Source organism: Serratia symbiotica, from assembly GCF_000821185.2.
Lineage (GTDB): Bacteria > Pseudomonadota > Gammaproteobacteria > Enterobacterales > Enterobacteriaceae > Serratia > Serratia symbiotica.
The window spans coordinates 2,724,322-2,737,842 of record NZ_CP050855.1 but is presented as its reverse complement, the minus strand read 5'-3'; the positions used below and the strand labels follow the sequence as shown (position 1 = coordinate 2,737,842).

Sequence of the window (13,521 nt, the reverse complement as noted above, 5' to 3'; positions counted from 1 at the left end):
AAAGTGGGTACGTTATGGATACACTGACACCGCTCAGACCTGTTCCTTCACTGTGCGCCGTTGCTGCTGCATTGATTATTTGGTTCCTTATCCCAGTGCCGGCAGGCGTTGCCGCTAACGCCTGGCAGTTGCTGGCGCTGTTTGTCGGCACCATCATTGCCATCATCGGTAAGGCGATGCCGATCGGTGCCGTTGCGGTGATCGCCATTGCGCTGGTGGCTGTTACTAGTGTCACTCATCCCGACAATCCGGGCGCGGCGTTGGACGATGCGCTGAGCGGATTTTCCAACCAGTTGATCTGGTTGATTGGTTTTTCAATCATGATCTCCCTTAGTCTGAACAAAACCGGGCTGGGTGCGCGCATTGGCTACTATTTCATTTCGCTGTTTGGCAAAAAGACGCTGGGCATCGCCTATGCGCTGACGCTGGCAGAATTGACTCTGGCACCGATTACCCCCAGCAATACTGCGCGCGGCGGCGGCATTATCCACCCGATCATGAAATCGATCGCTGAAAGCCTCGGCTCTAAACCTGAACTGAATACCTCTGGCATCATGGGCCGCTATCTGTCGTTGGTGAACTACAACATTAACCCGATCACCTCGGCGATGTTTATTACCTCCACTGCCTCTAATCCGCTGATCGTTAGCCTGATTGCCAAAGGTACGTCCGGCAGCGTCGAGCTTTCCTGGTCGATGTGGGCGGTAGCCGCGCTGGTGCCGGGGCTTTGCTCTTTGTTCGTCATGCCGCTGGTGGTTTACCTGCTGTATCCGCCTGAGGTGAAAAGCACCCCGGATGCGCCGCGTTTCGCTCGCGACAAACTACAGGAACTGGGGGCGTTGACGCTGCCGGAGAAAATCACCCTGGCGGTGTTCACGCTGCTGCTGCTGTTGTGGGCGGGCATTCCGGCGATGATTTTCGGCCCGGCGCTGACAGTCAACCCGACTACGGCGGCGCTGATTGGTCTGGCAGCGCTATTGGCGACCGGCGTGCTGAGCTGGCAGGACGTGCTGAAACACAAAGGTGCCTGGGATACTGTGGTGTGGTTCTCGGCGCTGGTGATGATGGCCAGCTTCCTCGGTAAGTTGGGGTTGATCGACTGGCTATCGCAGACTGTGGGCAAAGGTATTGACCAAATGGGCATGAGTTGGGTAGGTGGTACCGTGCTGTTGATCATTATCTATCTGTATTCTCATTACTTCTTTGCCAGCACCATCGCGCACGTCACCGCGATGTTTGCCGCTTTCCTCACTGCTGGGATTGCGCTTGGTGCACCGCCAGCACTGCTGGCGCTGATTTTGGCGTTTTCTTCCTCATTGATGATGTCGCTGACCCATTATGGCACTGGCACCGCACCGATTATTTTTGGCTCCAACTATGTCACGTTGGGTGAGTGGTGGAAAACCGGGTTTGTGATGGGCGCGATTAACCTGCTGATCTGGATGGTAATCGGCGGGGCTTGGTGGAAGTGGCTGGGTTACTGGTAATACCCGTCATACTTGAAGCAACTGCTGCGTATGTTATTCGGCCCAGCCCTGGGCCTCGTCCCTTCGGTCGCTGCAGGCAGCGTTCAAATCTGCTCCCGGCAGATTTGTCACTCCCCGGTCACTAAGAGCCTATCCCATTAGGCTCTAGGGGCCTGGCTGACTTGCCGCAGCACCGATTATTTAGGCTATGAGAAGATGATCAGTGCAAAAACGCTGGCTGTTGTGCCTCAAAATGGGAGATATCCGCTTCGCGCTGTAGCGTCAGGCCGATGCTATCCAGCCCATTGAGCATGCAGTGGCGGCGGAAACTGTCGATCTTGAACGGGTAGCTTTTGCCGCCAGCATTAACCGTTTGGTGCTCCAAATCGACCATGAACTCAATGCCTTCGTTGCTCGCCACCTGCTTGAACAGCTCATCGATCTGCTGTTCGCTCAGGGTGACTGGCAGTAGCTGGTTGTTGAACGCGTTGCCGTAGAAGATATCGGCGAAGCTCGGTGCAATCACCACCTTAAAGCCGTAATCAGTCAATGCCCAAGGTGCATGCTCACGCGAAGATCCACAGCCAAAGTTTTCCCGTGCCAGCAGGATACTGGCCCCTTTATAACGCGGTTTGTTCAGCACGAACTCCGGGTTTGACTGCTGGCCTGCATCGTCGAGGAAGCGCCAGTCGTTAAACAGATGCTGGCCGAAACCGGTGCGGGTGACTTTCTGTAAGAACTGTTTGGGAATGATGGCATCGGTATCAACATTAGCAGCATCAAGCGGTGCTACTAAACCGGTGTGTTGAGTAAATTTAGCCATGTTAGCCCCTTTGGTGAATATCGCGGATATCGGCGAAATGGCCAGCGATGGCAGCCGCAGCGGCCATCGCCGGGCTGAGCAGGTGGGTACGCCCACCGCGCCCCTGACGCCCTTCGAAGTTACGGTTGCTGGTGGATGCACAGCGTTCGCCTGGGTTTAGGCGGTCGTTGTTCATTGCCAGGCACATTGAGCATCCTGGCAGACGCCATTCAAAACCGGCTTCAATAAAAATTTTATCCAGGCCCTCGGCTTCTGCCTGTGCCTTTACTGGGCCGGAGCCTGGCACTACGATCGCTTGTACGCCGTGGGCAACCTTATGCCCCTTGGCGATCACCGCCGCCGCGCGCAAATCTTCAATGCGTGAGTTGGTGCAAGAACCAATGAACACTTTGTTGATCGGCACCTCGGTCAGTTTGATGCCCGGTTCCAGATCCATATATGCCAGTGCTTTCTCAGCAGAGGCACGCTCGACCGGATCGCTGAACGATTCTGGCAGTGGAATGGCCTGGTTGACGGCGATCACTTGGCCTGGGTTGGTGCCCCAAGTGATCTGTGGCGCAATGTCTTCGGCACGCAGGGTGACCAGGGTATCGAATTGAGCGTCGTCGTCGGACTTCAGCGTACGCCAGTAACTGACCGCCAGTGCCCAGTTGCCGTCGGTCGGCGCAAACTGCCGACCTTTCAGGTAATCGAAGGTGGTGTCGTCTGGTGCCACCAACCCTGCTTTGGCACCCATTTCGATCGCCATGTTGCACAGCGTCATACGGCCTTCCATGCTCAGCGCTTCGATCGCATTACCGCAGAATTCCACCACATGGCCAGTACCGCCAGCGCTACCGATTTTGCCGATCACCGCCAGCACGATGTCCTTGGCGGTAATGCCTATGGCGGCAATACCGGTCACCTCAATCTTCATGGTTTTGGCACGACCCTGTTTCAGCGTCTGAGTAGCCAACACATGCTCCACCTCGGAGGTGCCGATGCCGAACGCCAATGAACCGAAGGCACCGTGGGTGGCGGTGTGGGAATCGCCGCAGACGATGGTCATGCCTGGCAGTGTGATGCCCTGTTCAGGGCCGATCACATGCACGATGCCCTGGAACGGGTGGTTCAGGTCATACAGCGTGATGCCAAATTCCGCGCAGTTCTTGATCAACGCCTGCATTTGGATGCGCGCCATCTCGCCGCTGGCGTTAATGTCTTTGGTTTGGGTCGAAACGTTGTGATCCATGGTGGCGAAGGTCTTGCCCGGTTGGCGCACCTTGCGGCCCATAGCACGCAGGCCATCGAAGGCTTGCGGCGAGGTCACTTCATGCACCAGATGACGGTCAATATACAGCAGTGGCGTCTCGTTTGGCGCTTCGTACACCACGTGGGCGTCGTACAGCTTCTGATATAAGGTTTTTGCCATGTTATGCCCCCTGAGTTACAAAGCGGGCGATGATGTCGCCCATTTCATCGGTGCTGACGGCTTTACCCTCGCCGACCAGATCGGCGGTGCGGTAGCCTTGTTCCAGCGCCTGGTTGATGGCGCGCTCCACGGTATCGGCGGCATCAAAAGCACCCAGGCTGTAACGCAGCAGCAGGGCGGCGGACAGGATCTGGGCGATTGGGTTGGCGATGCCCTTACCGGCGATGTCCGGCGCTGAACCACCCGCCGGTTCGTATAGGCCAAAGCCTTGCTCGTTCAGGCTGGCTGATGGCAGCAGGCCCATTGAGCCGGTGATCATCGCGCACTCGTCGGATAGGATGTCGCCAAACAGGTTGGAGCACAGCAGCACATCGAACTGCGATGGATTTTTAATCAACTGCATGGTGGCGTTGTCGATGTACATGTGTGTCAGTGACACCTCTGGGTAGTCTTTGGCAACCTGATTGACGACTTCACGCCACAGGATCGAGCTTTGCAGCACATTGGCCTTATCGATCGAGGTGACCTTGCTATGGCGTTTGCGGGCGGACTCGAAGGCGATGCGCGCGATGCGTTCAATCTCGTATCGGTGATACACCTCGGTATCAAAGGCGTACTCCTGCATGCCTTGGCCTTCGCGGCCTTTCGGCTGACCAAAGTAGATGCCGCCAGTCAGTTCGCGTACGCACAGGATATCGAAACCGCGGGCAGCAATGTCGGCGCGCAGCGGGCAGAACGCTTCCAGCCCCTGGTACAAACGAGCAGGACGCAGGTTGCTGAACAGCTTGAAGTGTTTGCGTAGTGGCAGTAGAGCGCCGCGCTCAGGCTGCTCGTCCGGTGGCAAGTGTTCCCACTTCGGGCCGCCTACTGAACCGAACAGGATCGCCTCGGCCTGCTGGCAGCCGGCGAGAGTTGCTGGCGGCAACGGGCTGCCGTGGCGATCGATGGCGATGCCGCCAATGTCATACTCGGCGGTGGTGATGCGCATATCAAAGCGCTGGCGCACCGCGTCCAGCACCTTGTGTGCCTGAGCCATTACTTCTGGGCCGATTCCGTCTCCGGGCAAGACGGCAATAGGGTAAGTCTTCGTCATGTTCACACCGTTTCCTGATTATTTTGATGGGTGCTTTGCTGCAAGCGCTGTTTTTCTTTTTCTACCTGCTGTGAGCGCCAAATATTATTCAATACGTGAACCATCGCCTTGGCGGAGGATTCGACGATGTCGGTCGCCAGACCCACACCGTGGAAGAGGCGGCCGTTGTAGGACACCACGATATCCACCTGGCCCAACGCATCGCGGCCCTGGCCTTTGGCAGTCAGTTGGTATTTCACCAGTTCTATCGGGTAGCCGGTGATGCGGTTGATCGCCTGATAGACCGCGTCAACCGGGCCATTGCCAGTGGCCGCCTCGGTTTTCTCTTCGCTGCCGCAGATCAATTTCACCGACGCGGTGGCCATAATGCTGCTGCCGGACTGCACGCTGAAGTAGTCCAAACTGAAATGCTCCGGCTCTTCATGCTGCTTGTTAATGAAAGCCAAGGCTTCCAGATCGTAATCGAACACCTGGCCTTTTTTGTCGGCCAGCTTCAGGAAAGCGGCATACAGGCTGTCCAGGTTGTAGTCCTGCTCCTGGTAGCCCATCTCTTCCATGCGGTGTTTTACCGCTGCGCGGCCAGAGCGGGAGGTCAGGTTCAACTGCACCTCCTTCAGGCCGATCGACTGCGGGGTCATGATTTCGTAGTTTTCGCGGTTCTTCAGCACGCCATCCTGGTGGATGCCGGAGGAGTGGGCGAAAGCGTTGGAGCCGACGATAGCCTTGTTGGCTGGGATTGGCATATTGCACAGTTGGCTGACTATCTGGCTGGTGCGGAAGATTTCCTGGTGGTTAATGTTGGTGTGCACGTTCATGATGTCCTGGCGCACTTTGATCGCCATGATCACTTCTTCCAGCGAGCAGTTGCCAGCGCGTTCGCCGATGCCATTCAACGTGCCTTCTACCTGGCGTGCGCCGGCCTGTACTGCCGCGATGGAGTTACCGACCGCCATGCCCAGATCGTCGTGGCAATGGACAGAAATAATGGCTTTATCGATGTTGGGAACGCGGTCATACAACGTAGTGATAATACCGCTGAACTGGTTCGGTGTGGTGTAGCCGACGGTGTCTGGAATATTGATGGTGGTGGCACCGGCATTGATGGCGGCTTCTACCACCCGGCACAGGTTGTCTATCGGCGTGCGGCCAGCGTCTTCACAGGAGAACTCAACGTCGTCAGTGTAGTTACGGGCGCGTTTGACTGAACGAACCGCCATCGCCAGTACCTCATCGAAAGAACGCTTCAATTTCGATTCGATGTGCAGCGTTGAGGTGGCGAGGAACACATGGATGCGGAATGCCTCCGCCACGCACAGTGCTTCGGCGGCGACATCAATGTCTTTATCCACGCAGCGCGCCAATCCACAGACGCGGCTGTTTTTGATCTGCCGGGCGATGCTTTGCACCGATTCGAAGTCACCCGGCGAGGAGACCGGGAAGCCGACCTCCATCACATCGACGGCCATTCTTTCCAGCGCCATCGCAATTTGAATCTTCTCTTTAACGCTCAGGCTGGCTTGCAGTGCTTGTTCACCGTCACGCAGCGTGGTATCGAAAATAATGACTTGTTGGCTCATTGTAGGTATCCCTTATCGTGTTGATTTCACGCTAAGCGGGCAAAAAAAAACCCGCGCGTTAGCGCGGGTTCTTATGAGATGATGGGCTGAGTTTAGTTGTTTACTCCATCCACCAGCATACCGCGCAAACAAGATGCGTTGAGTAGTAGGCTTAGTAGTTGAAGAGTACGGATCATGCGAGTTCAGCTTCTCATAAAATTATCTCATTGCCTTACATGATACGTTATTGTTTTGGCAGTATCAATACTTAATTGAATGCGTGGGTGATTCAGCGCGGCTAAATTGGCCCTGGAGAGCAGAGGGAAAGTGGCCAAAAAGAGCCATCTCAGAGAAAGATAAGGAGGGATTTGCGCACTGCTCAACATAAATAAGTCAAATATATACGGTGGCAATTGCTTCTGCATGTTGTTGAGTTAAAATTTATGATGAAGCAATAAAGTCTGTGATTAGGGGGGCAGTCAATGATCAAAAGGTATTATTAATTTCACAAATAATCCAATTAAAAGTTATATATTTATTTTATTGATTTTTCGCTAAAATAAAAAGAATAACGATTTTTACATAAATAGCATGAAGGATTTAGGTGGTTTGATTTTTCGTGATGTATTTCTATAACCTAGCTTATAAAAAATGGTTAGTTAGTATTTATAATGTGTATTATCGATTGTTACTAACTATTTATTAGCGCCTATCTCAGTAGGCGTACGGTGTTGCAGCCAGTTTGAACCAGGACAGCGTGTAACAACTGGAGCGTACAGGGAGTACGTGAGAATAGTGAGCACTTACAAGGGCCAAAAGGTAAATAAAATAGCCTAATGGGATAGATGCTTAGTCTGTCACTGGCGACATTAACTATCCACAGCGCTGATGCCTCTGCTGCCTACTCTGTATCGGGTAAAGGCCATAGAGACGAAACAGGGGGATGATAGCGGGAGTAATGGATTTTGTCGTGGAGGAACAAAACAATGGGGTTTCTCATTGTTTTTCCTACATAGGGACAGGAATATTTACACAGGAATTAGTGGAGTAAGTAAGATATGGCTGAATATGATTCAGAGATTACCATGGTTAAAGAATCTGCGGATATTCATTTGCGCAGTGTTGATCTTAATTTATTGACCGTGTTTGATGCGGTCATGCAGATGCAAAATATTACACGAGCCGCTAATTCATTAGGGATGTCGCAACCGGCGGTGAGCAATGCCGTTGCACGTCTGAAGGTGATGTTTAATGATGAGCTTTTTGTGCGGCGGGGGCGCGGGATACAGCCTACGATGCGTGCCAGGCAGCTTTTTGGGCCGGTACGTCAAGCGCTGCAACTGGTGAGAAATGAGCTGCTGGGTGCCAAGTTTGAACCAATTAGCAGCGAGCGGGCTTTCTCGTTATCGCTTTGTAGCCCGCTCGATTTACGCTTGGGGGGAACTATAATCAATCATGTTAAACAGGTAGCACCCCAGCTTGGATTGAAAATAAAATCCTACATTAACAATGATATAGAGCATCAATTGCGCTATCAGAACGTTGAGTTTGTTATTGGCTATAGCTGTTTTGAGTCGATGGAGTTCCGTAGTGAAGCATTATTTGACGACGAATTGGTGCTGGTGGTAGCGCAGCAGCACCCAAGAATTACCAACCAGATTACGCTGGAACAAACCTTGATGGAACAGCATGCCGTGGTTTCTCTGGAGAGTTTCGGATCTTTCAGCAAATTCTACTATATTGATGATGCTATGCAGCGCACAGTGACCCAGCAGTGTACGGATTTATACAGCGTATTGACGATAGTTTCCCTCACCGAGATGGTCGCCATTGCTCCTGCTTGGCTGGTACGGCAACAAGCTGAAGCACTGAAAATAAAAGCAGTGCCTTTATGCCAGTGTGAAAATAAAGCCACCTGCTATCTATCCTGGCATGAATCCTCTGAGTGGGATAAAGGGCATCAATGGATGAAAACTATACTTACCGAGGCAGGTCATTCAGAATAAATCCATATTGAATTATTTTGGAAATGTAATAGCAATCATTTAAATAAATTTCTATGTGGAAAAATTAATAATCATCCCTGTTTTGAGTTTGATGCTGATAAATTAGCCGTTTTTATATCGATCTGAGTATCTTATGAAAAAATCAACATGAAGTTATATTCTGCCATTGCCAACTTCTTCTGGCTTTTTTATCTGATATTATGCTCCGGCTTGTTAGATCACCTTTTATCACCGACATAAAACCTTGTCACCGTTCCTACATCCCATTCGTGTGGGTACGGTGAAATAACCTGAATTTTAGCTCGCACTGCTGCGCGGGGGCATCTTTTACCATTACCTAAGAGTGGATAGACTGAACTATGCAGAAAAGTAACCTCCTATTGTGGGGCCATTTTGCCGTTTTCCTGCCTTAGAATTGGAGGTTATGTTAGGCAGTATCCCGCCGTTTCCCGCGAGCGCCGCTGGCGGTTATTTGCAGGCGCAGCAAGGCGTGGCCGTGAGGTTTGGTGCACCAAATCAGCGGTTCGTCACCTAAGGTCGTCTTCAAATGGTTCCAGCCCTTTGGGCTACGCCCCAAAAGCCGGTAGGCTTGAACACTAGCCCTGTATCCTGTGCCTTGATTACGGGCTTTTGGGGTTGCGACGGTGACATGGCTAAAGACCGGACACAGCCTATTCAGTTATCTTCAATCGTAAAAACGTGGCGGCATTCACCCGCAGCCGGTGCCATATTTCGGCCTGGTTGGCGTGTCGCGCGGCGAAAAATTTATACCCGTCATACGTTAAGTTGCCTATGCGTGAGCTTCCCTCTCTCACCCCAGTCACTGACGGGTGTCAGCGCCTGGGGACTAATGCGCCTCATCTTTGAGGTTCAGCCTGCGGCCCCGCGCAAGCGTTGTTCAAATCGGGTTCCGACCGATTTGTCGCTGTATTGCCGCCTTGCTGCAACTCTAATTATTTAGGGTATACGCCAATGCGGATGTCATTCCAGGTATGACGGGTATACCGGCATAGTCTGGTGGCAGTGGCGCAGCTTGTCCCCGTTATTCTGCGATGATTTTTTGCCTATTGTGCTGGCATTTTTCGGCAAAAGCGGTTGCTAGCCAGAGTTTTCTGCTGTTAGATCGCAGAGGCTGGATTGAATAAGCACACGAGATATCAGGGTTAGTCTGGATATAATCTTCACTTCTATTTTCAGTTTTATTAAGGGGTTAACGTGAAATTGGATGAAATCGCCCGCCTCGCGGGTGTTTCGCGCACCACGGCCAGCTATGTCATCAATGGCAAAGCAAAGCGGTATCGTGTCAGCGATAAAACCGTCGAGAAAGTGATGGCCGTGGTCAAGGAACATAACTATCACCCGAATGCTGTCGCGGCAGGATTGCGTGCCGGAAGAACTCGCTCTATCGGCTTGGTGATACCGGATTTGGAAAATACCAGTTATACCCGTATCGCCAACTATCTGGAGCGTCAGGCGCGTCAGCGTGGCTATCAGTTGTTGATCGCCTGTTCGGAAGATCAGGCGGACAACGAAATGCGTTGTATCGAACATCTGCTGCAACGCCAAGTGGATGCGCTCATAGTCTCCACTGCCTTGCAGCCGGAGCACCCGTTCTATCAACGCTGGGCCAACGGTTCGTTACCGATCATCGCCTTGGATCGCGCGTTGGATCCTCAATATTTCATCAGCGTAGTGGGAGCCGATCAGGAAGACGCCTATGCGCTAGCGCAGGAACTGCGCACTTTCCCGGCTGAGAGCATGCTATACCTGGGAGCGCTACCTGAGCTTTCTGTCAGCTTCCTACGTGAGCAGGGGGTCCGTAAGGCTTGGCAGGATGATCTGCGCCACGTCGATTATCTCTATGCTAGCAGTTATGAACGTGAGGCCGCTGGCGCACTGTTTGCCGAATGGCTCAAAACGCATCCAATGCCGCAGGCGCTGTTCACCACTTCGTTCTCTTTACTGCAAGGGGTCATGGACGTCACGCTGAAGCAATATGGCCGTTTGCCGACCGATTTGGCGATCGCCACCTTCGGCGATCATGAACTGCTGGACTTTTTGCAGTGCCCGGTACTGGCGGTAGCACAGCGTCACCACGATGTGGCTGAACGGGTGCTAGAGTTGGTGTTGGCCAGCTTTGATGAACCGCACAAACCCAAGCCAGGTTTAACGCGTATCCGCCGCAGCCTATTCCACCGTGGTAGCCTCAGCCGCAAATAATCCATATAAACAGAAATTCATCGCTACCCTGATGGTTTAAACATATTCTCGCCAAACAATTGCTATACAGTAGGCTTATCGCCATGAATACGGTGAGCATCGTGACATCGTCGGCTTAACAGCGCAGATGCGCCATAATATCGCTACATAAAACGGGTGACTGGATACTGAAGTAAGTAGGCGGTGTCCGGCAATGGCACGTGAGCGTCGCTAGCGGTCATTGGAAGCTGGCCGTGAGGTGTGGATGGTCAAACTCAGCGGATCGTCACCGAAGACACCTTCAAATGGTCCCAGCTCTTCGGGGCTGCGCCGCCACCACGGTCAATGACTGGACACAGCCTAGCCGATTCGATGCGCTTGCATAGTAGGAATTTGGCCGCGTAGTCAAACGGCACACAGGAAGCGGATCACGGTATTTGCCATCATTGATTGCGTTTGGTTGTTAATCTCAGTTTTTGTGTTTACTTGCAGTGTGTCTAACTAACTTATTGATTTAATATCTTAATTTTGGCGATTTATTGTTCCTGTTGCCATTACCTCCGAGTAAAATTTGGTGCGCAGGAGCTAGAATTGAATTACTTATAAAATCCCATAAAAAACAACTAAGTGAGTTTATTTGGTACTGCACGGTCTGTTTTTAAAGAAACAGGGCGGGAATAAGAGATGTAAAGAGATGAAATCATAATTGTTTGGGAATAATCTTATCGAGTTGATTTAATTAAAAATTAACTCCTCCCTATAATATCCGAACCATTTATTTCTTTACTCTAGGCGTACCATAAAGGTTTCAACTGATGTAAAAGAGTGCGGGCAATATTCGTTGAACGTTATTAATCCAGCGGCTGACGTCCTATTCTGCTGCATGTAACGTGCCACGTGGAGCCTTGTTTGGCGCGGGCTACCATGGGATAGAGACATGCGCCACTGAGTTGAAAAGAAGATATCGATTGTAGAAGGAAGTCATAAATTAATTAATCATCAATTCGTCAAATTTTTAATCAGGTTCTTCCCCTCAGGAAATTCTCTCCGCTAATCATGGTGTTAATTTTTTAATTGCCGGATAAATAACGTTCATTTTACGAGTTAACCAGAGAAATATTGCCAAAGCGCTGCTGCTCTAGCTTGACAAGGTTTTCATACCCTCCGTACACTCTATTATGTGGGGATTTGTGGGGTAAAGTGGCGAAAACGGTCATAAAGGGGTAGCTCAGCAATGTTTCGTGGCGCAACGATGGTCAATCTCGACAGCAAAGGGCGGCTTGCTATACCTACCCGATATCGGGATTCGCTACACGAGGAGTCGCAAGGCCAAATGGTGTGTACCATTGACCTCTGCCAGCCCTGCTTGCTGCTTTACCCTTTACCTGAATGGGAAGTTATTGAACAAAAACTGTCCCGTCTATCGAGTATGAATCCCGCCGAGCGCCGTGTTCAGCGTTTGCTGTTGGGGCATGCCAGTGAGTGTCAGATGGATAGTGCTGGTCGGTTGCTGTTAGCCACTACACTGCGCCAGCATGCTGGCCTTACTAAAGAAGTGATGCTGGTTGGGCAGTTCAACAAGTTTGAACTGTGGGATGAACAGACCTGGTATCAACAAGTCAAGGTTGATATCGATGCTAAACAGTCGCCTCAGGAACCTTTGTCTGAGCGGCTACAGGACTTGTCGCTATAAGCATGTTGAAAAACTACAAACACGCCACCGTACTGTTGGATGAGGCGGTTAACGGCCTCAATATTCGCAGTAACGGCACATATATCGACGGTACTTTTGGGCGTGGCGGTCATTCTTGTCTGATCTTGTCCCAACTGGGGCCGGAAGGACGCTTGCTGGCAATTGACCGCGATCCTCAGGCTATTTCAGCCGCCAAATCTATTGATGATCCTCGTTTTACCATCGTACACGGCCCCTTTTCTGCTTTGTCAGACTATGTGCGGGAACGCGAACTGGTAGGGCAAATCGATGGCGTCCTGCTTGATCTGGGCGTTTCTTCACCGCAGTTGGACGATGCGGAACGCGGTTTTTCCTTTATGCGTGATGGGCCGCTGGATATGCGTATGGACCCGTCCACCGGGCTATCTGCCGCTGAATGGTTGATGAAAGCAGAGGCCGACGACATCGCCTGGGTGCTGAAAACCTTTGGTGAAGAGCGTTTCGCCAAGCGCATTGCGTGCGCCATCGTGGAAAGAAACCGCGTGGAGCCAATGACCCGCACCAAGCAACTGGCTGATCTGATCGCTGGTGCCAGTCCAATCCGCGAGAAACACAAACATCCGGCAACGCGCAGCTTCCAGGCGATCCGCATCTATATCAACAGCGAATTAGAAGAAATCGAATGTGCGCTCAATGGCACGTTAGAGGTATTGGCACCCCAGGGCCGCTTGTCGATCATTAGCTTTCATTCGTTGGAAGACCGTATCGTGAAGCGTTTTATACGCCACCACAGCCGTGGCGCGCAGGTGCCAGCGGGTATACCGCTGACCGAAGAGCAACTACGCAGCATGGGGGGGCGCACGCTGAAAGCGCTGGGCAAAATGAGGCCTTCGGAAGCTGAAGTGGCGGGCAACCCGCGTGCGCGTAGCTCGGTGCTGCGTATTGCACAGAGGGTACTGACGTGATCGGTAACCAACGTCTTGGCCTGGTCGGGGTGATTGGCGGCGACCTGCTGCGCAATGCCAAGATCCCACTGATTTTACTGGTTGCGGTACTGGTTTCCGCCATTTTTGTGGTGACCACTGTGCACCGTACCCGCCTGCTAACTGCCGAGCGCGAGCAGTTGGTGTTAGAGCGTGACGCACTGGATATCGAGTGGCGTAACCTGATTTTGGAAGAGAATGCCCTCGGCGCTCACAGCCGGGTTGAACGTATTGCTACTGAAAAATTGCAGATGCAACATGTTGATCTATCGCAGGAAAACATCATCGTTAAACAATGAAGAGTTTAACCCA

The 13,521-nt window shown here is 52.0% G+C and carries 10 protein-coding genes; 6 read left to right on the top strand and 4 right to left on the bottom strand.

Going from position 1 to position 13,521, the window contains the following annotated elements:
- The first annotated feature begins 14 nt into the window (after nt 1-14).
- Entirely contained in the window at nt 15-1,487 is a 1,473-nt protein-coding gene (locus SYMBAF_RS13640; protein WP_040262880.1) for a DASS family sodium-coupled anion symporter, read from the top strand.
- A 199-nt stretch (nt 1,488-1,686) separates the two neighbouring features.
- On the opposite strand, the gene leuD is transcribed toward SYMBAF_RS13640, so the two are convergent.
- Genes leuD through leuA form a run of 4 tightly spaced genes read right to left on the bottom strand, consistent with a single transcriptional unit; the run spans nt 1,687 to nt 6,370 of the window.
- Nucleotides 1,687-2,289, bottom strand: coding sequence for a 3-isopropylmalate dehydratase small subunit (leuD, locus tag SYMBAF_RS13635; RefSeq protein ID WP_040262680.1), 603 nt, complete (start codon nt 2,287-2,289; stop codon nt 1,687-1,689).
- Nucleotide 2,290: 1 nt separating this feature from the next.
- Nucleotides 2,291-3,700, bottom strand: coding sequence for a 3-isopropylmalate dehydratase large subunit (gene leuC, locus SYMBAF_RS13630; RefSeq protein ID WP_040262682.1), 1,410 nt, complete (start codon nt 3,698-3,700; stop codon nt 2,291-2,293).
- Nucleotide 3,701: 1 nt separating this feature from the next.
- Entirely contained in the window at nt 3,702-4,793 is a 1,092-nt protein-coding gene (gene leuB, locus SYMBAF_RS13625) for a 3-isopropylmalate dehydrogenase (protein ID WP_040262684.1), read from the bottom strand.
- A gap of 2 nt (nt 4,794-4,795) precedes the next feature.
- Entirely contained in the window at nt 4,796-6,370 is a 1,575-nt protein-coding gene (gene leuA / locus SYMBAF_RS13620) for a 2-isopropylmalate synthase (RefSeq protein ID WP_040262686.1), read from the bottom strand.
- Between the two features lie 1,037 nt (nt 6,371-7,407).
- Here leuA and leuO point away from each other — a divergent pair.
- From leuO to ftsL, 5 genes are all read left to right on the top strand, one after another.
- Nucleotides 7,408-8,355, top strand: a complete 948-nt coding sequence (gene leuO / locus SYMBAF_RS13610; RefSeq protein ID WP_040262688.1) for a transcriptional regulator LeuO — start codon at nt 7,408-7,410, stop codon at nt 8,353-8,355.
- A gap of 1,215 nt (nt 8,356-9,570) precedes the next feature.
- Nucleotides 9,571-10,575 carry a catabolite repressor/activator gene (gene cra / locus SYMBAF_RS13605; RefSeq protein WP_040262690.1) on the top strand — a complete coding sequence of 335 codons (1,005 nt, stop codon included), beginning with the start codon at nt 9,571-9,573 and terminating at the stop codon, nt 10,573-10,575.
- Between the two features lie 1,213 nt (nt 10,576-11,788).
- The gene (gene mraZ, locus SYMBAF_RS13600; RefSeq protein ID WP_040262692.1) at nt 11,789-12,247 is read left to right on the top strand and encodes a division/cell wall cluster transcriptional repressor MraZ; all 459 of its coding nucleotides are present in this window, start codon (nt 11,789-11,791) and stop codon (nt 12,245-12,247) included.
- A 2-nt stretch (nt 12,248-12,249) separates the two neighbouring features.
- Nucleotides 12,250-13,191 carry a 16S rRNA (cytosine(1402)-N(4))-methyltransferase RsmH gene (gene rsmH / locus SYMBAF_RS13595; RefSeq protein WP_040262694.1) on the top strand — a complete coding sequence of 314 codons (942 nt, stop codon included), beginning with the start codon at nt 12,250-12,252 and terminating at the stop codon, nt 13,189-13,191.
- Nucleotides 13,188-13,508 carry a cell division protein FtsL gene (ftsL, locus tag SYMBAF_RS13590; RefSeq protein WP_040262696.1) on the top strand — a complete coding sequence of 107 codons (321 nt, stop codon included), beginning with the start codon at nt 13,188-13,190 and terminating at the stop codon, nt 13,506-13,508. Before rsmH ends, ftsL begins: the two co-directional genes overlap by 4 nt.
- Nucleotides 13,509-13,521: the final 13 nt, after the last annotated feature.